We start from the raw sequence: 22,200 nt of genomic DNA, 5'->3' as shown, positions 1-22,200 counted from the left end.
ATTCGAAAATCAGGAGTTCACAATGAGTTTCACGAAACCGGATCTCCCGGCCGTCGATCCGGAAACCTTCCTACGGAAGCCGCTCATGGAGCGGATGCGCATTCTTGCCGTCAGCTGGGGCGAGTACGGATTCGGTTCACCGCGATTGGTGCACACGATCTATATCGTGAAGCTGCTGCTGTGCTACGCGCTGGGCGGCATCGTCGTGGCGACCGTGACCTCGGATCTGCCTGCGTTCTGGCATGTTTCGCAGTGGTGGGACCAGCCGATCGTCTATCAGAAGGCGGTGCTGTGGACCGTCCTGCTCGAGGCGATCGGTGCCGCGGGCTCGTGGGGACCACTCGCGGGCAAGGTGAAGCCGATGACCGGCGGCATCCTGTTCTGGGCCAGGCCGGGCACCATCCGGTTGCGGCCATGGCGCTGGGTGCCGTTCACCGGGGGCGACCGCCGTACTTGGTTCGACGTCGTGCTCTATGTGGCGATGCTGGGAGCCGTGGTGGTTGCGTTGGCGCTGCCCGGCGTGCACAGTGACTCGCTGTCGGCCGCGGCCCCGGACAACACCTCGGGCCTGGTCGCCCCCGCGCTCATCGTGCCCGCGATCGTACTGCTGGTGCTCAACGGCCTGCGCGACAAGACGGTCTTCCTCGCCGCCCGCGGCGAGCAGTACCTGCCCGCGCTCGTGTTCTTCACCGTGCTGCCGTTCGTGAACATGATCATCGCGCTGAAGCTGCTGATCCTGGTCGTCTGGGTCGGTGCGGGCCTGTCGAAGTTCGGCAAGCATTTCGCCAACGTGGTCCCGCCGATGGTCAGCAACAGCCCCTCGGTGCCGTTCGCCTGGGTCAAGCGGGCGCATTATCGCGACTTCCCGCGTGACCTGCGGCCGTCCCGGGTAGCGGATGTGATGGCGCACGTCGGCGGCACCTTCGTAGAGATCGTCGCACCGCTGACGTTGTTCTTCTCGACCAATATCTGGCTCACCGTGGCGGCGGCGACAGCGATGGTGGTGTTCCACCTGTTCATCGTCTCGACCTTCCCGCTGGCGGTGCCGCTGGAGTGGAATGTGCTGTTCGCCTACACCACGATCTTCCTGTTCCTCGGCTTCCCCAACTGGGACGGTTACGGCATCACCGATATGTCGTCACCGTGGCTCACAATGGTGATCGTGGCCGGGCTGGTGTTCTTCCCGATCCTGGGCAATTTCCGCCCCGACAAGGTGTCCTTCCTGCCCTCGATGCGGCAGTACGCGGGCAACTGGGCGTCGGCGGTGTGGGCGTTCGCGCCCGGTGCCGAGGCCAAACTGGATCGGGTGACCAGGAGTGCGCGTAATCAACTCGACCAGTTCATCGAGTTCGGCTACGAGCCGCAATGGGCCGAGATCACCCTGCAGAAGACGATCGCCTGGCGCACCATGCACAGTCAGGGCCGCGGCCTGTTCTCGGTGCTGCTGAAGTCACTGCCCGATATCGATACCCGGACGGTGCGCGAGGCGGAGTTCATCTGCAACTCGCTGATCGGGTTCAACTTCGGTGACGGCCACCTGCACAACGAGGATCTGATCCGGGCAGTGCAGACCGAGGCGCACTTCGAGCCGGGTGAGTTGATCGTCGTCTGGGTCGAGTCGCAGGCGGTGGGCAGCAAGGTGCAGCACTACAAGGTGATCGACGCGGCGCTCGGGGTGATCGAGCGCGGCACCTGGAAGGTCGCCGACGCGGTCGCTGAGCAGCCCTGGTTGCCCAACGGTCCGATCCGGACCGAGGTGAGCTGGTCGCTGACCGAACCGAAACCCGCTGCCGCACCGGTCGTCCTGGATGAGCACGGGCATGGAGCGCTGGCATGAGCACCGCGACCGTGGTCGGCGGCGGGCCCAACGGGCTCGCCGCCGCCGTCGCCCTCGCCGCGGCCGGAGTGCAGGTCACCGTATTGGAGGCGGCCGAGGAGATCGGTGGCGGCACCCGCTCCAGCGAGGCGATCGTGCCCGGCCTGCTGCACGACCACTGCTCGGCCACCCACCCGATGGCCGTAGGCTCGCAATTCCTCAGCAGTCTCGGCCTCGACCGGTACGGGCTGCAGTGGCGCTTGCCCGAGATCGATTGTGTACATCCACTCGACGGCGGTTCGGCGGGGGTGCTGCATCGCTCGGTCGAGGAGACCGCGGCCGGGCTGGGCCGAGACGGCGCACGCTGGCGACTGGCATTCGATCGCCCGGTGGCCCGGTACGACGCGCTGGCGCAGGACATCATGGGCCCGCTGCTGCGGATGCCACACCACCCCCTGACGCTGGCGCGGTTCGGCATTCCGACCGTGCTGCCCGCCTCGATGCTGGCACGGACATTCCGGACCACGGCGGCCAGGGCGTTGTTCGGTGGCATTGCGGCACATACCTTTCGGCCGCTGCATCAGCCGCTGACCTCCGCGATCGGGCTCGGCATCATCACCGCCGGACACCGGCACGGGTGGGCCGTCGCGGCGGGTGGATCGCGATCGATCAGCCGCGCGCTCGCCGCGCTGCTGGCCGATCTCGGCGGCAAGATCGAGACCGGGACCCGCATCGACGCGATATCGCAGTTGCCGCACGCGGACATCACGATGTTCGACCTCGCACCCGGCGCCGTAGCCGTTATCCTCGGCGATCGGCTGCCGCGCCGAATCGCCAAGGCGTACCGCCGCTTTCGGCAGGGGCCCGGGGCCTTCAAGGTCGATTTCGCGGTCGAGGGCGGCGTGCCCTGGACCGATCCCGACGCCCGCCGCGCCGGAACGGTGCACCTCGGCGGCGACTTTGCCGAGATCGCCGCCGGTGAACGAGATATCAACGCGGGCCGGATGCCGCAGCGACCGTTCGTCCTGGTCGGGCAGCAGTACCTGGCGGACCCGCAGCGCTCGGTCGGCAATGTCCATCCGCTGTGGACCTACGCCCATGTGCCGAACGGATATACCGGCGATGCCACCGCGGCGATCATCGCCCAGATCGAGCGGTTCGCGCCCGGTTTCCGGGAGCGCATCGTCGGGCAGACCGTGCGTACGACAACGGAGATGGCGATCTACAACCCGAATTATGTCGGTGGCGACATCATGACCGGCGCCAAAGATATACGTCAGTTGGTCTTCGGTCCGCGCACCACGCTGTCCCCGTACGACGTCGGCGTGCCGGGAATGTATATCTGCTCCGCGGCCACGCCGCCCGGTCCCGGCGCGCACGGCATGTGTGGCGCCAATGCTGCGCAATCGGCGCTGCGCCGTCTGCACGAGCTCGGCTAGCAATCCTGCCGCCCGAGAGCAATATCACCTCGAGTGACCGGCCACATAACGATAGCGACCCAGCATATCCGCACGTCCTGTGTCCATCTGCCAACAAATTCTTCGGTTCTCGTCTCCTCGAGACGATGATCCCGATCGAATTACCTACGACAGTAGTTACAGCTAGCAACGGCGCGGCATACAGAGATTCGAAATACCCAGAAAGCATCGAGAATGACCACTTCCTACGTACAAGAAATCCCCGGACTCGGCCGCGCTACCGGAAAACTCACCGGCCGCGTCGCCTTCGTGACCGGCGGCACCCGCGGTATCGGCGCCGCGATCGCCCGCAGCCTCGCTGGCCAGGGCGCCACAGTGGCCGTGGGCTATTGCAACGACAGCGCCGAGGATTTCGTGGCGAACCTCACCGAACAGGCCCAGGCGCACCGCGCCACCGCTTCGGCCCATCAGGGCGATATCAGCTCCGCCGCCGACTGTCGCCGCACCATCGCCGAGGTGATCGAAACCCATGGACGACTCGACATTCTGGTCAATAACGCGGGGATCACCATGGACAAGACGGTGGCCGCGATGACCGAGGAGGACTGGTACACCGTGCTCGCGGTCAACCTGTCCGGCGCGTTCTTCCTCTCCCAGGCCGCACTCGCGCACATGGTCGAACGGGGGACCGGACGCATTGTCAACGTGTCCTCCGTGGTCGGTGAGACCGGCAATATCGGCCAGGCCAACTACGCCGCCGCCAAGTCGGGTCTGTTCGGGCTGACCAAGACCCTGGCCAAGGAGGCCGCCAGCCAGCTCGACAAATCCGGCCTGCGCACCGACTACGGCATCGGCATCACGGTCAACGCCGTGACGCCCGGCCTGATCGCCACCGAGATGACCGACCGCATTCCGGAGCGGGTGATGAGCAAGCTCACCTCCCAGATCCCGGTGGGACGGGCCGGTCGCCCCGAGGAAGTCGCCAGGGTTGTGCACTTCCTGGCCGCCGACGCCTCCGCCTACCTCACCGGACAGGTGTGGAGCGTCAACGGCGGCATGGATATGTGATCCGGGCACCGTCGAACTATCCACCCGAGAGGAGTCATCGTGACGAATACCGTTGGTACCGAACGCAATTACCCGCCCACCACCGCCCGCGGCGCGGATGAGCTCGCCGCTCCGCTCGATCTGCTGCTGCTCGGCCCGGCCTTCGGCCTGCGCCGCCGCATGACGCCGAACACCTCCTGGGCGCATATGGCCGCCGAGCTGACCCGCAAGCCGGGCACCGTCGCCGAACGCGGCCGATCACTGGTCAAGGAACTCGGCCTGATCGCCCGCGGCAAGGCCACCCGGGAGCCGGCCAAGTACGACAAGCGCTTCACCGACCCGGCATGGCAACAGAATCCGCTGCTGCACCGCATCGTGCAGGCCTACCTGGCCGCATCCGAGACCGCCGAGACGCTCTACCGAGACGCCGATCTGGACTGGCGCGACGCCGAGCGGATGAAATTCGTCTTCGACAATGTGATCGAGGGCGCTTCGCCGAGCAACAACCCGCTGCTCAGCCCGCTGGGCTGGAAGGCGCTCATCGATACCGGCGGACTGAGCGCGGTCCGCGGCCTGCGCCGATTCCTGCGCGATATCGCCACTGCGCCGCGAGTTCCCGCGATGGTCGAGCCGGATGCCTTCGCGGTCGGCGAGACGATCGCGACGACACCGGGCGCGGTCGTGCTGAAAACACGGATGTTCGAGTTGATCCAGTACACCCCGCAGACACCGACGGTGCGCACGGTTCCGCTGCTGATGGTGCCACCGGTGATCAACAAGTTCTATGTCATGGATATCGCACCCGGCCGCAGCATGATCGAGTACTTCCTGCGGCAGGGCCAGCAGGTCTTCGCGATCTCGTGGCGCAATCCGCATGCCCGGCACCGGGATTGGGGATTCGACAGCTACGGCGCCGCCATTGTCGAGGCACTCGACGCGGTGCGGCGGATCGCGGGCACCGAGCGCGCGCATCTGATGGCGAGCTGTTCCGGCGGCATACTCGCGGCCATGGTCGCCGCGCATCTCAGCGATATCGGCGAGGACGATCGGCTGGCGAGCCTGACGCTCGCGGTGACCGTACTCGATCAGTCCAAGGCCGGTTTCGCCTCGGCGGCGCTCGGGGAGAAGGAGGCGCATACGGCGATCAGGATGTCCGAGCGCAAGGGCTATCTCGACGGACGCGCGCTGGCCGAGGTGTTCGCTTGGCTGCGGCCGACCGATCTGATCTGGCGGTATTGGGTCAACAACTACGTCCAGGGGCGCGCGCCCGCGGCGTTCGACGTGTTGTTCTGGAATGCGGATACCACGCGCATGACCGCGGCCCTGCATCGCGATATGGTGCTGCTCGGGCTGCACAACTCGCTGACCGAACCGGGTGCGGTGAGCATGCTGGACTCGCCGGTGGATCTATCGAAGGTGACCGTCGATTCGTATGTGATCGGCGGCATCGCCGACCACATCAGCCCGTGGCAGGCCACCTATCGCAGCGCACGTCTGCTGGGCAGCGCACAGCAGCGGTACGTGCTCTCGACCAGCGGGCATATTGCGGCGCTGGTCAATCCGCCCGGAAATCCCAAGGCGTCCTATCGATTCGGGCCCGCCGACACCGAGAGCCCCGACGAATGGCTGGAAACGGCGGAGCAGGCCGCCGATTCCTGGTGGCCCGACTACGTCGCCTGGCTCGCCGAGCGGGGCGGACCCGAAAGGCCCGCGCCGCAACAGCTCGGCGCCGAGGGCCTGCCACCCGTGGGGCCGGCTCCGGGCACCTATGTCCACGAACACTGATGCCACGGGGGTGTGCCGATGATCGCCGCCGGGGACCACATCGTCACCGCATTCGGCCAACGGATTCGGGTGCATATCCGGCCGGGACGGGGCGTACCGCTGGTGCTGTGCAACGGCATCGGTGCCGGGCTCGAGGTGCTCGCGCCGGTCGTCGACGGGCTCGACCTCGACATCCCGGTCCTGCGTTTCGATGTGCCCGGCACCGGCGGGTCACCGCATTCCCCGGTCCCCTACGGGTTTCCGTATCTGGCCTGGCTGCTCGGCCGCGTCCTGGACAAGCTGGGCATCGACCGCGTCGATCTGCTCGGCCTGTCGTGGGGCGGTGCGGTGGCACAGCAATTCGCCTTTCAGAATCCGCGCCGATGCCGCAGGCTGGTGCTGGTGTCGACGGCCACCGGCGTTCTGATGGTGCCCGCCCACCCGCGGGTGCTGGTCAAGATGGCCACGCCGCGCCGGTTCCGGGATCCGGAGTACGCCGCCGATATCGCCGCGGCCATCTATGGCGGCACTGCGCGCACCGATCCCGAGCGCGTCGCCGAACTGTTCCACCGTCTGGTCCACGCGGGATCCTGGCGCGGCTACCTGTTCCAACTCCTCGCGGGTTCGGTGTGGACCAGTTTGCCCGCGCTGTGGGCGATCCGGCAGCCCACGCTCATCATCGCGGGCACCGACGACCCGATCATCCCGGTCGTCAACGCCCGCATCATGCACCGAATGCTGCCGCATTCGACACTGCACCTACATCCGGGCGGACATGTGGACGTCGTCACCGACGCGGCCACATTCGGTCCGGTGATCAGCGAATTTCTCCGACCCGACCCCGCGCGCCCACGTCCGACTCGAGCGCCCACGGCTGGAGACCGGTTCCGCATTGACGACGTGTGCCGGGCACCGCGAATATGAACTATGGGCAACGAAAACCTGCACAACAGGCGACACATCCGGCGGCCTGGGATGCCGATCGCCTGATACGAGCAACTGGTGCGCGACGAATCCGATGTAGAACAGGCGCGTGTGTTCTACGACCTCCTCACCGCCGAGGCCGAATCACTGACCGCCACAATCGAGGCCACACTGACCAGACGCGGCAGCCCGAGGGCGACAACCGAATCCCGACTACACATCCGGGAACTGCGCGAAGTGCGCCGATGCCTGGACCAGCTCAGGGCCCGCTTCCCCGAGGTCGCCCGATCGAAGCGTTGACCGGGCATCGATCGCCCGGTCAACGCTTCATCTTTCGGCCGACACCGCCTCAGCGTTCGGAAACCAGCTCCGGCTCCGGCTCGCGAGCCGCGTTCTGCGCCATCACCGCCTCACCGCGCGCAACCATGCCGGCTTCGTCGGAAAGTTTCATCTGCGGGATGAACAGTGCGAGCACGAAGGCGATCGCCGCGCCCGGGATCAGGTACCAGAAGCCCGGGACCAAGGCGTCCACGTACGCGCCGACGATGGCGTCGTGCAGCACGTCGGGCAGGTGTTTGACGACCGACGGGACCAGGCCGCCCGGATCCAGCTTTGCCGCGGCGGCTTCGGGGCCGTGGGAGATGAAGACGTCGGTGAGACCTTCGGTCAATCGGTTGGTGAAGATCGAGCCGAAGATGGCTACGCCGAGTGCACCGCCCATTTCGCGGAAGTAGTTATTGGCGCTGGTCGCGGTGCCGATCTGGTTGGGGGTCACCGCATTCTGCACGACCAGCACGATGATCTGCATGATCAGGCCGAGACCAGCGCCCATGACGAACAGCATCGCGGAGACGACCCACATCGGGGTGTCGGCGTCCAGGCGGGTCAGCCACAGCATGTCCACGATGATCAGCGCCGCACCGAGGGGCGGATACGCCTTGTAGCGGCCGGTTTTGGTGACCATGGTCATCGAGGCCATGAGCGCGATCATCAGACCGACCATCATGGGGATCAGCAGCAGACCCGATACCGAAGCCGAAGCGCCCGTTGCCATCTGCAGATAGGTCGGAATGAAGGCCAGGGCGGCGAACATCACCAGGCCGACCAGGAAGCCGATCGCGGAGGTCAGCACGAAGGTGCGGTTGCGGAACAACCACAGCGGCAGCATCGGCTCATCGGCGCGCGCCTCCACGAGTACGAAGGCCGCGACCACGGCGATGAACGCGGCGATCATCGTGACCATAACCGTTGAGCCCCACGCATATTGCTTGCCGCCCCAGTCGGTGATCAGGATCAGCAGCGTGGTCGCCGCCGACATCAATACGACACCGAGATAGTCGGGCCGGGTCTTGGGCCGGTGGCTGGGAATGCTCAGGTAGCGGAACGCGATGAACAGCGCGGCGATACCGATGGGCACATTGATCCAGAAGCACCAGCGCCAGCCGAGATGATCGGCGAAGAAGCCGCCCAGCAGCGGACCGGCGACCGATGTGATGCCGAAGACCGCGCCCATCGGGGCCATATATTTGCCGCGGTCCTTGGCGGGTACCACATCGGCGATGATGGCCTGCGCCAGGATCATCAGACCACCGCCGCCGACACCCTGCAAGCCACGGAAGGTGATGAACTCCCAGAAGCTCGTCGACGCTGCGGCGCCGATGGAGGCGACTGTGAAGATGGTGATGGCGAACAGGAACGGCCAGCGACGGCCGAACAGGTCACCGAATTTGCCGTAGATCGGCATCATGATGGTCGTCGCGAGCAGATAGGACGTCGCGGTCCACGCCATATGGGAGATGCCGCCGAGGTCACCGACAATGGTCGGCATGGCGGTGCCGACGATCGTCTGGTCCAGGCTGGCCAGGAACATCCCCGCGATCAACGCTCCGAAGATGAGCCAGATCCTCTTCTGGGTCAACACAATTGGCGTGGGCGGCGATTCAGCCGACCCACCCGTCGCCCGGCCACCACCCCTCACGGAATCGCTTCGCGATGCCGCACCGTTCATTGCTTACCTCTCCTGTTCCCGCCGCGCGGCTGTTCGAACAGCCGCGCGGCCATCGCACCGTGTTCGCATACCGCCGCTGCCAGCGATACGGTCGGATCGTTTGCCGAGGACATGGCCGCCCTCGTGGTGATGGTCGTCATGAATCCCGCTGCCAGACCGGCGAATTCGGGTGATACGTCGGTGCCGAGCCGAGCCGAGAGGAGTTCACCGATGACGCTCTCCAGTCGAGCACCCGACGCGACGAAGGCCGCGAGCACCCGCGGCTCGGTCTTGATGAGCGCGGTTACCAGCGAGATACCCTCGCGCACAACGGTTTCGGACTCGAATCCGTGGGCGAACAACCAGGTGAGATCGTCCATCAGCACACCGCTCGGTCCGCCGGCGATGAACTCCGCACGCAGCTCCGGCGTGCCGATCTCGTCGACCGGTCCGACGACCGCGTCCATTTTCGTCTCGTAGTAGTTGAAGAACGTGCGCGGGGAAACCCCGACCGCTCTGGCGATGTCCTCGACGGTCGTGGCGTCGAGTCCCCGTTCGACCGCCAGCCGACGCGCGGCCAGACAGAGGTCGAGCAGGGTCTGGCGCTTCTTCTGCTCCCGCAACCCGATCGGTCGCTCGTCGCGATTCGCCTTGGACATGTTCGCCAAAGTAGCACAAACTGCAATTTTTCAGAAACTGCAAGTTCAGGGCGGCGCGCGGCGGAGACGGTCCGCGATGGCGCCTGAGCTCGGACGATCGCCACACCGGGACGATCGCGCACACTCGTGCCATCCGGAAACAACCGAAAGAACGACCGGCCACACAGACGTCATCCCATGAATTAGCGGACGGTCGAATCTCCTTGCGACGTAGGAGAATTGACGCACATCTCAGGTCGAATTAACTCGGATATAACTCAAGTTTCATCGACTCGAGATGCGATTTTCGCTACTGTTGACCTTGCCTACAGCGAGGTGGGATTTCGAGAACCTCACATCGGTCGGGGGGATTACGCCCGTAGGAGAACTCCAAGTGAAGTATCCAGTGTGCGCTCGTGTGTTAGGTCCATTGACGCTTGCTCTCAATAATCACAATGCGACGCCAACCGCGCAAAAGCAACGCCAACTACTCGCACTACTTCTCGTCCGGCACGATTCCGTCGTTCCGGTCACCACTTTGGTCGAAGAGCTGTGGAACGACGATCCACCGCGCAGCGCCGTCACCGTCGTACAGACCTACGTGCTCGGAATTCGTAAGAAGATGGCCGAACAACTCGGCATCGGACAGGCCGAAGTGGCCGAACGTTTTCTGCGTACCCGCAGCAAGGGCTATTCGTTCGACGTCAAGGACTGCCAGTTCGATTTGCGCGACTACCAGACCATGTCCGAGGCCGCCCGCTGTGCGGCCAAGACCGGCGACGACTACCGCGCGGTCGACCTGTTCACCGCCGCAGAGGCGCTGTGGAGCGGTCCGGCGCTGGTCGATGTCGAGGGCGGAATACCGCTCGCGGCGGAGATCTCGCATCTGGATCATCTGCGGCTGACCAATGTCGAGCTGCGCGTCGAGGCCGAGCTGCGGCTCGGCAGATATCGCGAGACCTGCCCTGACCTGGCCCGACTCACCATGCAGCACCCACTGCACGAGCGGCTGCAGGCGTATTACATGTTCGCACTGTGCCGTTCGGGCCAGCGTGCCCGTGCGCTGGCCTCCTACCAGCAGTTCAGTAGGTCGATGCAGCGCGAACTCGGCCTCGACCCGTGCCAGAAGCTGCAGAAATTGCATCAGGACATCCTCGCTGCCTCCGACGTGTCGGTGAGCGCCATGCTCAACAGCCGCCACGCCGGATATCTCATCGGCTGGTACTCCCCCGAATTCCGCTCGGCGCGAGCAAAACCCGCCTAACCCTCGCGTAACAACTCGTCCACCAGCGCGGTCGAATGCGTCGCCGACCGCATGGCCGGATGGTCGAGCACCGCTCCCAGAAAATCCCGGGTCGTCTGCACCCGCGCGCCCGAAATCCGGAACTCGGCCAGCGCCCGCCGCATGCGCGCGAGCGCCAGGTCCCGATCCGGCGCCCAGACGATGAGTTTCGCCAGCAGCGAGTCATAATGCGGCGGAATCGAATAGCCAGCGTGCACATGCGTATCCACGCGCACGAACGGACCGCCTGGCGGTGTGAATTCCGCCACAATTCCGGGAGCCGGTGCGAATTCGGCCGACGGGTCCTCGGCATTGATCCGGCATTCAATTGCCGCGCCGCGCAGGGAAATATCCTCCTGGGCGATGCCGAGTGGTTGCCCGGCCGCGATACGGATCTGTTCGGCGATCAAATCGATACCGGTAACCATTTCGGTGACCGGATGTTCGACCTGAATTCGGCAGTTCACCTCCATAAAATAGTAATTCCCTTGGGGATCCACCAGAAATTCCACGGTTCCGGCACCGACGTAGCCCGCTTCCAGCACCCCGTCCACCGCGGATTTGCCCATCCGCGCCGCGAGCCCGTCCGGCAGCCGGGGCGCGGGCGATTCCTCGATGAGCTTCTGATGTCTGCGCTGCACCGAGCAGTCGCGCTCCCCCAGGTGCACGCCGTTGCCATAGCCGTCACACAGCACCTGGATCTCGACATGCCGGGCGCCCTCGAGGTACTTCTCCAGATAGACTCGACTGTCGCCGAACAGCATTCGCGCGGTCGCCCGCGTCTGCTGGTAAGCTTGCGGGAACGCGGCACTGTCGCGCACCACCTGCATACCGCGCCCGCCGCCGCCGGCGGCCGCCTTGATGATCACCGGATAGCCGATCGAATCGGCGAGTGCGTGCGCCGCATCGGGTTCGAGCGGATCGAGACTGCCCGGCAGCAGCGGCAGACCTGCCTTGGCCATCAGCGTGCGCGCCGACTGCTTATCGCCGAGCTGTGCCATCACATCGGCGGGCGGACCGATCAGGGTGACGCCCGCCGCACGACAGGCATCCGCGAAATCCGGTGATTCCGAGAGGAATCCGTATCCCGGATGGATGGCATCGGCTCCGGTCAGCTCGGCGGCGGCCAATACGGCCGCGGCATTGAGGTAGCTCCGCTTGGCCGCCGCCGGCCCGATCTGCACCGATTCATCGGCGAAGCGAACCACCGCCGACTCGGCATCGGCGACCGAATGCACCGCGACGGTGCGCACACCGAGTTCCCGGCAGGTGCGCGCGACCCGCAGCGCGATCTCACCGCGATTGGCGATCAGAATCTTGTCGAACATGATGTCCCGCTCTCTCTTACGCCACCGACCGGACCGGAACCTGCTGTCGCGCACCGAATCGGCGGAATCGCGCGCGCCGCTCGGCTGCGAGGTCCGCACCGCTACGCCCGGTGAGCTCCCGCAGACTCGCCGTCAGGGCCCGGTACAGCTGATTCGCCGCCGCCAGCGGTGCGGAGCCGACATCATCGCCCGGTTCGGGCAGCACCGCGTCGACCACGCCGAGCCGCAGCAGATCACTGGCCGTAAGCGACAGCGCGGCAGCGGCTTTCGATGCGGCAGCGGGATCATTCCATACGATCGCCGCACAGCCTTCCGGGCTGATCACCGAGTACGTGCCGTTCGCGAACATCAGGACCCGGTTGGCGACGCCTAGTGCCAGCGCACCACCGCTACCGCCCTCGCCGATCACCACACTGATCACAGGCACCCGCAGCGCCGACATCAACCGGATATTCTCCGCGATCACCACGGCCTGCCCCTGCTCTTCGGCAGTCGCACCGGGATAGGCACCGGGAGTGTCGATAAGCGTGATCACCGGCAGACCGAGCTTTTCGGCAAAACGCATGAGCCGCACGGACTTTCGGTAGCCCGCCGGTGTCGGCATGCCGAAGTTGCGGGCCATCATCTCCTTCGGCTCATGGCCCTTCTGATGCCCGATCACCACGACCGGTTGCTCACCCAGCCACGCGGTGCCACCGACTATGGCGGGGCAGTCCCCCGAAATCCGATCCCCGCGCAACTCGTGGAAGCCGTCGAAGGCGAGGGCGAAGTAATCGAGCGCGGTCGGCCTGCTCGGCGTCCGCGCGCGCCGGACCTGCGCCCAGGGATCGCTATCGGGCATCCGAGCCGGATCGGTGATGGTCCCCGCGTCGAGTTCGGTGACCGCATCGCCGGTCGGGTCGACCGGAGCGGCGACTCGCAGCAGGGAACCCAGCGCCTGCCGCAGACCCGCGCGCGGCACGATCATATCGATGAGACCACGCTCCAAGAGGAATTCGGCGGTCTGGAACTTCAGCGGCAGCTCCTGGCGAATGGTCTGCTCGATCACTCGGCGGCCCGCGAAGCCCAGCCGCGCGCCCGGTTCGGCGATCAGCACATCCGACAGTGTTGCGAACGAGGCCGCGACACCGCCGTAGGTCGGGTCGGTGATCACGGTGATGGTGAGAATTCCGGCGCGGTCCAACTGTTCGAGCGCCGCGCTGGTTTTCGCCATCTGCATCAGCGATAGCGGTCCCTCCTGCATCCGCGCACCACCGGAAGCGGTCACGATGAGCAACGGAATCCGTTCGGCGAGTGCGGTTTCCGCCGCAGCGGTGATCATCTCCCCGACCGCGGTGCCCAAACTGCCGCCGAGAAAGCGGAAGTCCATCGCCGCGATGATCACCGGATTGCCCTCGATCGCCGCGCGCGCACACAACACCGCATCGTGCATGCCGGTGCGTGCCCGCGCGGCGGCGAGCCGGTCCGGATAGGGCTTGGTATCGGTGAAGGTCAGCGGGTCGTCGTCGGTGGGGATGACGGCGAGCGGTTGGTAGCGGCCCTCGTCGGCGAGCTGAACGATGCGCTGCTCGGCGGTGATCGGCGTGTGTCTGCCGCATTCACCGCAGACACCGAGGTCGCGGGCGAACCGCTTGCCGTACAGCGGAATCAGACAGGCCGGGCAGAGCACCCAGTCCGCGGCGCCGTCCAAGCCGAGTGCTGACTTCATCACGCATATCTCCTGTGCTTGGGGAAGGTGTGACCCACAGCCTGCGCGCGCCCGCTCGAGAACAACTCGACTCCGGCGCTCGAGTCAGGTTCGAGGACGGCCTTCGATGCTCGAGTACACGATCGAAGGGAGATAACGCCATGAACCCCAACGCATCCGGTGGTGCGGAATGAGCCGCCGCGTTGTCGTCACCGGACTCGGTGTCCGCGCGCCCGGCGGTTCCGGTAAGGACGAGTTCTGGAAACTGCTGTCCGAAGGCCGCACCGCCACCCGCCGGATTTCATTCTTCGACCCGACACCATACCGATCCCAGGTGGCTGGCGAAGCCGACTTCGACCCGATTCAGGAAGGGCTTTCGCCCAGGGAAATTCGCCGCATGGACCGGGCTGTGCAATTCGCCGTGGTGTGCGGACGGGAAGCAGTGGCCGATAGCGGCATCGATATCGGGTCGCTCGACCCGCACCGGCTCGGCGTCAGCCTCGGCAGCGCGGTAGCCGCCGCCACCAGCCTCGAACAGGAGTACCTGGTGCTGTCGGACTCCGGCAAGAACTGGCTGGTCGACCAGACCTACTTGTCCCCGCACATGTTCGACTACATGGTGCCCAGCGTGATGCCAGCCGAGGTGGCCTGGAGTGTCGGCGCCGAGGGCCCGGTCGCCATGGTCTCCAATGGCTGCACATCCGGACTCGATTCGGTCGGCCACGCGGTGCAGTTGATTCGCGAGGGTTCGGCCGATGTCATGCTGGCCGGGGCCGCGGATACCCCGATCACGCCGATCGTGGTGGCCTGCTTCGACGCGATCAAGGCGACCACCTCGCGCAATGACGACGCCGAACACGCATCGCGCCCGTTCGACAATTCGCGCAATGGCTTCGTACTCGCCGAGGGCGCCGCGATGTTCGTGCTCGAGGAGTACGAGAGCGCGCGCAAACGCGGCGCGCACATCTACGCCGAGATCACCGGCTATGCCACGCGCTGCAACGCCTACCACATGACCGGCCTCAAAGCCGACGGGCGGGAAATGGCCGAGGCGATCCGCGTCGCGCTCGACGAATCACGCATCGACCCCACCGGCGTGGACTACATCAACGCGCACGGCTCGGGCACCCGCCAGAACGATCGGCACGAAACCGCGGCGGTCAAGCGCAGTCTCGGCGCGCACGCCTACGCGACACCGATGAGCTCGATCAAGTCGATGGTCGGGCATTCGCTCGGTGCGATCGGTTCGGTCGAGATCGCCGCCTCGCTCCTGGCCCTGGAATACCAGGTGGTGCCGCCGACGGCCAATCTGCACGAGGCCGATCCCGAGTGCGATCTGGACTATGTGCCGCTCACCGCGCGCGATCACCGGATGGACACCGTACTCACCGTCGGCAGCGGATTCGGCGGGTTCCAGAGCGCGATGGTATTGCGCAAACCGCAGGAGGTGGCGGCATGATCCTGGTGACCGGAATGGGTGTGCTCGCGCCGAACGGCCTCGGCGTCGAACGCTTCTGGGATGCGGTACTGGACGGCCGCGGCGGTATCGCGCCGCTCACCCGGTTCGACGCGAGTCGCAGCACTGCGCGCTTGGCCGGTCAGGTCGCCGACTTCGACGCGGCCGAACATCTGCCGAGCCGATTGCTGCCGCAGACCGATATTTCCACTCGCATGGCGCTGGTCGCCGCGCAGTGGGCGCTGGACGACGCCAAGGTCGATACCGCGGCGCTGACCGACTACGACATGGGCGTGGTCACCGGAAATGCCTCCGGCGGTTTCGAATTCACCCACCGCGAGTTCAACAAGCTGTGGTCGCGCGGTTCCGAACATGTGAGCGTCTACGAATCGTTCGCCTGGTTCTACGCGGTGAACACCGGGCAGATCTCGATCCGGCACGGTATGCGCGGGCCGAGCAGTGCGCTGGTCGCCGAACAGGCGGGTGGATTGGACGCGGTCGGACACGCCAGGCGCACGGTGCGTCGCGGTACCCCGCTGGTGGTCACCGGCGGGGTCGATTCGGCGCTGGATCCCTGGGGCTGGGCGGCACATCTGGCCAGCGGTGCGGTCAGCACCGCGGACGCACCGGAGCGTGCCTACCTGCCCTTCGATGTCGAGGCGTCGGGATATGTGCCCGGCGAGGGCGGCGCGATGCTGGTGGTCGAGGATGCGGCGGCGGCCCGAACCCGTGGGGTGCCGAAGGTGCACGGCGAAATCGCCGGATACGCCTCGACATTCGATCCGCCGCCGGACTCCGGCAGGTCATCGGGCCTGCGCCGCGCGGCCGAACTCGCACTCGCCGATGCCGGTGTGGGGCCGGGGGATATCGATGTCGTCTTCGCCGACGCGGCGGGCGTGCCCGATCGTGATCGAGACGAGGCGGCGGCCATCGCAGCCATCTTCGGGTCCGGCGCAGTCCCGGTCACGGCGACGAAACCGCTGACAGGACGACTGTTCTCGGGTGCGGGCCCGCTCGACATCGTGACCGCGCTGCTGGCCATCCGCGATTCGGTGATCCCGCCCACCGCCCACACCAAAACCCTCGCCGAGGACTACCGGATCGACCTGATTCTCGGCGCACCACGGCCCGCCACCGTCGGCGCGGCCCTCGTCCTGGCCCGTGGCCGTTGGGGTTTCAACTCCGCGGTCGTCGTACGCGCTGTCAACGACTGATCCGAATACATCTAGGGAGCCGATCATGACCATGACCATCACCGAATTACGCCGGATCCTCGTGGAATGCGCGGGGGGCGAGGATATCGCCGAACTCGACGGCGATATCGCCACCGTCGACTTCGAAAAGCTCGGCTACGACTCCCTGGCGCTCATCGAGACGGCCTCCCGAATCCAGCGCGATTTCGGCGTGACGATTCCGGAGGAGCAGCTCATCGATGTCAAGACGCCGCAGGAGCTGGTCGATATCGTCAACAGTCAATTGCCGGGTGCGGCATGAACATCGAGGTGATGAGCCACAGCAGGGTGGTGCAGGCGCCGCCCGAGGTCGTCTACGCCCTGGTGGCCGATGTAACCAAGTGGCCGGTGATCTTCGCGCCGAGCGTACTGGTGCGCCACCTGCACCGCGGACCCGATGAGGAGCGGTTCCGGTTGTGGGCGACTGTCAATGGCGAGGTGAAGAACTGGACCTCCCGCCGGGTGCTCGATGCGCAGCAGCGGCGCATCGTCTTCGAGCAGGAACGCAGCCAGGCGCCGATCGCATCCATGGGCGGCAGCTGGTCGATCCGCGAAATCGACTCCGGTACCACGAAGGTGACCCTCGACCATCGCTTCACGGTGGTGGACGGGGCCGACCGGAGTGTGGTCGCGGGCGCGGTGGATCGCAATAGCGAAACCGAACTGGCCGCGTTGGCACGCATAGCGGAGCTCGGCCATCCGGTCGAGGAGGTCGTGCACACCTTCGAAGACACTGTCACGCTGGATATTTCGGCGGCCGAGGCTTACGACTTCGTCTACCACAGCGAGCGCTGGCCCGAACATGTCCCGCATGTCGGCCGGATCGAGCTCACCGAGGACGCCGAGGGCGTGCAGCTGATGGAGATGGATACCGTGACCGAGGGCGGTATCGCGCATACCACCAAATCGGTGCGCGTCTGCTCCTCCGATGAGCGCATCGACTACAAACAGCTGCTGCCACCGACCATGCTCTTCGGACACAGCGGCGCATGGGAATTCACCGACCGACCCGATGGCGCGGTGGTGACCGCTCGGCACACCGTGGCGATCAATCCGGCCGCCGCCCGCGACATCCTCGGGGCCACCACCAATCTCGCCGACGCGCGCGCCTACCTCACCGACGCGCTTTCGACCAATAGCCGCAATACCCTGCTGTGCGCCGTGCGGTATGCCGAGACCGTGAAGTCACCGACATGACGGCCACCGAACTACCGCAGGTGGCCGGTGACCCGGTGGTGCGCGAAATCGCCGACCGGGTCTACGCGTACACCCACCACCGAGGCGGCTGGTGCGTCAGCAATGCTGGCGTACTGGCCGGTCCGGACGGGGCGGTGGTGATCGATACGCTGGCAACCGAGGGGCGCACCCGCGCACTGGTCGAATTCGTCGACGGACTCGATATCGGCCCCGCCAGAACGATTGTCAACACCCACCACCACGGCGATCACAATTTCGGCAATCATCTCTTCGGCCCGACCGCGGTCGTCATCGGCCACGACCGGATCCGGCCCGAGATGATCGAAACCGGACTCGCCCTAACCAAACTGTGGCCGCAGGTGCAGTGGGGTGACGTGCGCGTCACGCTGCCGAGCATTACCTTCAGCAGCCGGATCACCCTGCATATCGGCGAACGCCGCGTCGAGCTCATCCACCTCGGACCGGCGGCACACACTACCAATGATGTGGTGGCGTGGCTGCCCGAGGAGAAGGTGCTCTTCGCCGGTGATCTGGTGATGTCGGGTGCCGCGCCGTTCTGCCTCATGGGGTCGGTCAGCGGATCGATCACCGCGATCAGCAGACTCGCCGCACTGGGTGCGCGGACTGTGGTGTCCGGACACGGACCGGTCACCGGACCCGAGATCTTCGACCGGACACTGCGCTACCTGCGATGGGTGCAGGAGCTGGCCGCCGAGGGACGCACACTCGGCCTCACCCCGTTGGCGATCGCGCTCGAGGCCGATCACGGCGAATTCGCCGACCTCGTCGATGAGGAACGGATCGTCGGCAATCTGTACCGCGCCGACGCGGAACTGGCGGGCGGTCCGATCGGCGAACCACTCGATGTGCTGTCGATCTTCGACGAGATGATCGTCTACAACCACGGGCAGGTGCCGACATGTCTGGCGTGACAACCGAATCGGTGCGGGTCTGCGTGGTCGGTGGCGGACCCGCCGGGCTGATGACCGGTCTGCTGCTGGCCCGGGCGGGCGTGGAAGTGCTTGTGCTGGAAAAGCATCCGGACTTCCTGCGGGACTTCCGCGGCGATACCGTGCATCCGTCCACTCTGCGGGCAATGGACGAGCTGGGGCTCGCCACCGAATTCCTCGCACTGCCGCACGTCGAACTGCCGCAGCTGCCGATGGCCACCGCGAGCGGTCCGGTGATCTTCGCCGACTTCCGCACGCTGCCGGGCGGTTTCCCGTTCGTGGCGTTCATGCCGCAGTGGGATGTGCTGAACTTCCTCGCCGACGCGGGCAGGCGGTATCCGGGCTTCCGGCTCATCCAGCAGGCCGAGGTCACCGAGCTGATCCACGAGGACGATACGGTGGTCGGCGCACGGGCCAGCACACCGGATGGCCCCCTCGAGGTGCGGGCCCAGCTGGTGATCGCGGCGGACGGGCGCAATTCGATCGTGCGCGGCCTACTCGACGTCGCGGCCAGCGCCGCTCCCATGGACGTGCTGTGGTTCCGCGTCGGCAAACCCGACGGCGAACGGCTGCCCACCGTGCGCAGCGGCAAGGGGTTCTTCATCGTCTGCATCGATCGCGGCGACTACCTGCAGGTCGCGTACATGATCCCGAAGGGCGGGTTCGCGACCATCAAGGCGGCCGGACTCACCGAATTCCGGGCCGGACTCGCCGCGATCTATCCCGGTCTCACCACCCATCTGGCGACGGAAATTCGCACCTGGGACGATGTGAAACCCCTTGACGTGCGGGTGGATCGGCTGCGCCGCTGGTATCGGCCGGGTCTGCTCGCGATCGGCGACGCGGCCCATGCCATGTCGCCCGCGGGCGGGGTCGGCATCAATCTGGCCGTGCAGGATGCCATCGCGGCCGCCCGCCTGCTCGCACCCACGCTGAGCACCGGTGCCCGGCCGAGCCTCGTCCAGTTGCGCGCCGTGCAGCGCAGACGCGAATTCCCCATGCGCGTAGTCCAATTCGCGCAGCTGCGGCTGCTATCGGATCTGTATCCGAATGCCGGGCGGCCGGGCACCGATAAACCCCTGCTCGTGCGCCTGCTGCGCCGTTTTCCCCGCTTACCGCGGCTGGTGGCCCGCGTGATCGGACTCGGCATCCGGCCCGAGCCGGTGCCACCGGCGGCCGCGATCGCCGGAACCGTCACTGCCCTATCGAAATTCAGGGAGAACTGATCGTGTCGACATATCTGCTCGTCCACGGGGCGTTCCACGGCGGCTGGGTCTGGCAGCGGGTGGCACCGCTGCTCGAGGACGGCGGGCACCGCGTCTTCGCGCCATCCCTGGTCGGCCTCGGCGACCGCGCCGACCAGCTGGCCCCCGAGGTCGGCCTCGACACCCACGTCGAGGATCTGGTCGGCCTGCTCACCTTCGAGGATCTCACCGATGTCATCCTGGTCGGCCACAGCTATGCGGGCATCGTGGTGACCGCCGTCGCCGACGCCGTGCCCGACCGCATCGCCGAACTCGTCTACATCGACACCTTCGTCCCACGCGACGGTGAGGCGGTCGCCGACATCATGCCCGGTATGGTCGATGCCTTCACCGCCGCGGCCGACGCGCACGGCGACGGCTGGCGGGTGCCACCGCAGACCGAGCCGATGGGTGACGGCGGGCTCTACGGCATCACCGAGGAGCCGGATCTCAGCTGGGTGGCCTCGATGCAGACCGCGCAATCGCTGGCGACCTTTCAGCAGCGCATGCTGCTGACGAATCCCGAAGCGCTGGCGGCGATTCCGGTGACGCATGTGCACTGCAGCGAGGGCGGCGCGGATTTCGAGGCCATGCGCGCCGCCATGCCCCGCACCCTGCCGCCCGCCGACCTGCCACCGGAGCGGCTGCATGTGCTGGCGACGGGGCACGACTGCATGATCACCATGCCGCGGGAATTGGCCGGACATCTGCTGGCTCTGGCGCCGCGACCGGCGCCGACCGGTCCGGCCTAGCGCAGGACACCGTAGGTCGCCGCTCGGGTCGGCTTCAGGCTTCGGCGCAGTCGTAGGCGGCCCGAGCCGCGAGCACCTCGCTGAGATGTTCGCTCGACCAATCCACGATGCTCGAGAAAACGGGCCGCAGCGTCACCGCGAGCGGGGTGGCCTCGTACTCGACGCGCGGCGGCACCTCCGCATGGTAGGTGCGGGCCACCAGGCCATCCCGTTCCAGCTGACGCAAACGCTGAGTCAGAACCTTGGGCGTGAGGCCCGGAATGCGCTGCTGGAGTTCGGTGAAGCGCAGACGGCCGTCGTGGGTGAGCACCCAGAGCACCTGGGTGGACCAGCGGCCGAAGACGAGGTCGATCACGGGGGTGATCGGGCAGGGATCGACGCTCGCGGGCGCACTCGGCGCCCGGTTACCGCCCGTCATCGAATCGCTACGCGATGCTGCCCGCATATTTCTTCTCCCGGGGAGTCACTTTCCTCTTGGTAACTACTATACTTTGGAAAGTACTGTGAAACCAGGGGTCGCGAGCCAGCACCACCGCACGCGAAAACCGAAGGGAGCACAGTCATGACGACGATTTCCGTGGACGGGCGCATCGACCTGCCACGCCGCGACGGTGAACGGCCACGCACCCGGACGCACAATCCGCACCAGCAGCTCAGTCAGCTGGCGCCACCGGACCTGCAGGAGACCCTGTGGTCGCGAATGACCACGCTGAACGGAGTACTGCTCGGTCGCAGCGGCGTATCGCTGCCCGACACCCGCGCGCTGCATCTGCGGCCGACCATGGCCAAGGGACCGGGCGAATCGTATCTGGTGGGCACCGAATTCGCGCATCTGCACGGGCACGGCGACGGCAGCCTGCACATGTGCCTGCCGAAAGATATCGCGGCCGAGGCGATCGGGCAGGGCTGGGCGGAGCTGCATCCGATGGCCCGCCAGCGGTTCCTGCCGCAGACGCTGGTGATGGTCTACGGGCCACGCGATCTCGACGAGCTCGAGGTCGCCTGGCGGCTGGTGCGGATCAGCCACCAGTTCGCGCGCGGGTCGGCTACAGCGTGATTAGAGCGGCGGCCGCCATCGTGGGCGTCATGAACGCCACCGATCTCATCGGAACCTGGGAACTGATGTCCTACTTCGATATCGATGAAAACGATGCGACCAGCACCGGGCCATTGGGAGACGCACCGCGCGGCCTGCTGATCTACGGTGCGCACGGCTATATGTCGGTGAGCATGATGCGCACCGACGGGGCAACGGGCACACCGCCGTTCATGGGCTATGCGGGAACCTGGCGCCGCCGCGGCACGGAAATGGTGCACGCGATCACCGTGTGCTCCAATCCGGCCTGGGCCGATACCGAACAGGTGCGCCAGATGTCGCTGCACGGCGACATCCTGACGTTGATCGGGGCCGCACAGGTCGGCGGGCGGATGCAGCGCCGGGTACTGACCTGGCGTCGCACCTGTCCGCCGTCCTGAAA

The 22,200-nt window shown here is 66.2% G+C and carries 21 protein-coding genes; 16 read left to right on the top strand and 5 right to left on the bottom strand.

Annotated features, from left to right (window positions below):
* Positions 1-22 precede the first annotated feature (22 nt).
* The 6 genes from ACQP0C_RS14415 to ACQP0C_RS14390 all read left to right on the top strand — a co-directional run bounded on the left by ACQP0C_RS14415 (position 23) and on the right by ACQP0C_RS14390 (position 7,269).
* Positions 23-1,837, top strand: coding sequence for a DUF3556 domain-containing protein (locus tag ACQP0C_RS14415; RefSeq protein ID WP_433733423.1), 1,815 nt, complete (start codon positions 23-25; stop codon positions 1,835-1,837).
* Positions 1,834-3,255 (top strand): phytoene desaturase family protein, encoded by a 1,422-nt coding sequence (locus tag ACQP0C_RS14410; RefSeq protein ID WP_433733422.1) that lies wholly within the window; start codon positions 1,834-1,836, stop codon positions 3,253-3,255. The genes ACQP0C_RS14415 and ACQP0C_RS14410 overlap by 4 nt, the downstream gene beginning before the upstream one ends.
* A gap of 213 nt (positions 3,256-3,468) precedes the next feature.
* On the top strand, positions 3,469-4,302 hold the full coding sequence (fabG, locus tag ACQP0C_RS14405) for a 3-oxoacyl-ACP reductase FabG (protein WP_433733421.1): 834 nt from the start codon (positions 3,469-3,471) through the stop codon (positions 4,300-4,302).
* A 39-nt stretch (positions 4,303-4,341) separates the two neighbouring features.
* Positions 4,342-6,066 carry a PHA/PHB synthase family protein gene (locus ACQP0C_RS14400; protein ID WP_433733420.1) on the top strand — a complete coding sequence of 575 codons (1,725 nt, stop codon included), beginning with the start codon at positions 4,342-4,344 and terminating at the stop codon, positions 6,064-6,066.
* Positions 6,067-6,084: 18 nt separating this feature from the next.
* Entirely contained in the window at positions 6,085-6,969 is an 885-nt protein-coding gene (gene phaZ, locus ACQP0C_RS14395; protein ID WP_433733419.1) for a poly(3-hydroxyalkanoate) depolymerase, read from the top strand.
* A gap of 78 nt (positions 6,970-7,047) precedes the next feature.
* Positions 7,048-7,269 carry a hypothetical protein gene (locus ACQP0C_RS14390; RefSeq protein ID WP_433733418.1) on the top strand — a complete coding sequence of 74 codons (222 nt, stop codon included), beginning with the start codon at positions 7,048-7,050 and terminating at the stop codon, positions 7,267-7,269.
* Between the two features lie 49 nt (positions 7,270-7,318).
* On the opposite strand, the gene ACQP0C_RS14385 is transcribed toward ACQP0C_RS14390, so the two are convergent.
* Together ACQP0C_RS14385 and ACQP0C_RS14380 are read right to left on the bottom strand one after the other, a co-directional pair.
* Entirely contained in the window at positions 7,319-8,890 is a 1,572-nt protein-coding gene (locus ACQP0C_RS14385; RefSeq protein ID WP_433733417.1) for an MDR family MFS transporter, read from the bottom strand.
* A gap of 83 nt (positions 8,891-8,973) precedes the next feature.
* Positions 8,974-9,615, bottom strand: a complete 642-nt coding sequence (locus tag ACQP0C_RS14380; RefSeq protein WP_433733416.1) for a TetR/AcrR family transcriptional regulator — start codon at positions 9,613-9,615, stop codon at positions 8,974-8,976.
* A 409-nt stretch (positions 9,616-10,024) separates the two neighbouring features.
* On the opposite strand from ACQP0C_RS14380, the gene ACQP0C_RS14375 reads away from it, so the two are divergent.
* Complete coding sequence (locus tag ACQP0C_RS14375; protein ID WP_433733415.1) at positions 10,025-10,858, top strand: AfsR/SARP family transcriptional regulator; 834 nt, start codon at positions 10,025-10,027, stop codon at positions 10,856-10,858.
* Here ACQP0C_RS14375 and accC read toward each other — a convergent pair.
* Both accC and accA read right to left on the bottom strand, forming a co-directional pair.
* The gene (accC, locus tag ACQP0C_RS14370) at positions 10,855-12,204 is read right to left on the bottom strand and encodes an acetyl-CoA carboxylase biotin carboxylase subunit (protein WP_433733414.1); all 1,350 of its coding nucleotides are present in this window, start codon (positions 12,202-12,204) and stop codon (positions 10,855-10,857) included. The two genes, ACQP0C_RS14375 and accC, sit on opposite strands and share 4 nt — an antisense overlap.
* A gap of 16 nt (positions 12,205-12,220) precedes the next feature.
* On the bottom strand, positions 12,221-13,912 hold the full coding sequence (gene accA / locus ACQP0C_RS14365) for an acetyl-CoA carboxylase carboxyl transferase subunit alpha (protein ID WP_433734544.1): 1,692 nt from the start codon (positions 13,910-13,912) through the stop codon (positions 12,221-12,223).
* Between the two features lie 169 nt (positions 13,913-14,081).
* Between accA and ACQP0C_RS14360 the strand changes: the two genes are divergently transcribed.
* From ACQP0C_RS14360 to ACQP0C_RS14330, 7 genes are read left to right on the top strand one after another with little or no spacing between them, the layout of a single operon-like run.
* Positions 14,082-15,350 carry a beta-ketoacyl-[acyl-carrier-protein] synthase family protein gene (locus tag ACQP0C_RS14360; protein WP_433733413.1) on the top strand — a complete coding sequence of 423 codons (1,269 nt, stop codon included), beginning with the start codon at positions 14,082-14,084 and terminating at the stop codon, positions 15,348-15,350.
* Positions 15,347-16,561 carry a ketosynthase chain-length factor gene (locus ACQP0C_RS14355; RefSeq protein WP_433733412.1) on the top strand — a complete coding sequence of 405 codons (1,215 nt, stop codon included), beginning with the start codon at positions 15,347-15,349 and terminating at the stop codon, positions 16,559-16,561. Before ACQP0C_RS14360 ends, ACQP0C_RS14355 begins: the two co-directional genes overlap by 4 nt.
* A gap of 25 nt (positions 16,562-16,586) precedes the next feature.
* Positions 16,587-16,841 carry an acyl carrier protein gene (locus ACQP0C_RS14350; RefSeq protein WP_433733411.1) on the top strand — a complete coding sequence of 85 codons (255 nt, stop codon included), beginning with the start codon at positions 16,587-16,589 and terminating at the stop codon, positions 16,839-16,841.
* Positions 16,842-16,852: 11 nt separating this feature from the next.
* On the top strand, positions 16,853-17,776 hold the full coding sequence (locus tag ACQP0C_RS14345; protein ID WP_433733410.1) for an aromatase/cyclase: 924 nt from the start codon (positions 16,853-16,855) through the stop codon (positions 17,774-17,776).
* Entirely contained in the window at positions 17,773-18,708 is a 936-nt protein-coding gene (locus tag ACQP0C_RS14340) for an MBL fold metallo-hydrolase (protein ID WP_433733409.1), read from the top strand. Before ACQP0C_RS14345 ends, ACQP0C_RS14340 begins: the two co-directional genes overlap by 4 nt.
* Positions 18,696-19,952, top strand: a complete 1,257-nt coding sequence (locus ACQP0C_RS14335) for an FAD-dependent oxidoreductase (RefSeq protein ID WP_433733408.1) — start codon at positions 18,696-18,698, stop codon at positions 19,950-19,952. The genes ACQP0C_RS14340 and ACQP0C_RS14335 overlap by 13 nt, the downstream gene beginning before the upstream one ends.
* A 2-nt stretch (positions 19,953-19,954) precedes the next feature.
* Positions 19,955-20,722, top strand: coding sequence for an alpha/beta fold hydrolase (locus ACQP0C_RS14330; RefSeq protein ID WP_433733407.1), 768 nt, complete (start codon positions 19,955-19,957; stop codon positions 20,720-20,722).
* Between the two features lie 34 nt (positions 20,723-20,756).
* Here the strand turns inward: ACQP0C_RS14330 and ACQP0C_RS14325 are convergent, their stop codons facing one another.
* Positions 20,757-21,167, bottom strand: coding sequence for a winged helix-turn-helix transcriptional regulator (locus ACQP0C_RS14325; protein ID WP_433733406.1), 411 nt, complete (start codon positions 21,165-21,167; stop codon positions 20,757-20,759).
* Between the two features lie 117 nt (positions 21,168-21,284).
* Between ACQP0C_RS14325 and ACQP0C_RS14320 the strand changes: the two genes are divergently transcribed.
* Both ACQP0C_RS14320 and ACQP0C_RS14315 read left to right on the top strand, forming a co-directional pair.
* Positions 21,285-21,779: a luciferase family protein gene (locus ACQP0C_RS14320; protein WP_433733405.1), complete on the top strand. Its 495-nt coding sequence runs from the start codon at positions 21,285-21,287 to the stop codon at positions 21,777-21,779.
* Positions 21,780-21,808: 29 nt separating this feature from the next.
* Entirely contained in the window at positions 21,809-22,198 is a 390-nt protein-coding gene (locus ACQP0C_RS14315) for a lipocalin-like domain-containing protein (protein WP_433684086.1), read from the top strand.
* The last annotated feature ends 2 nt before the right edge of the window (positions 22,199-22,200 follow it).

The organism is Nocardia sp. CA-129566, assembly GCF_050956075.1.
GTDB lineage: Bacteria > Actinomycetota > Actinomycetes > Mycobacteriales > Mycobacteriaceae > Nocardia.
This window is presented reverse-complemented; position numbering and strand designations above follow the sequence as displayed.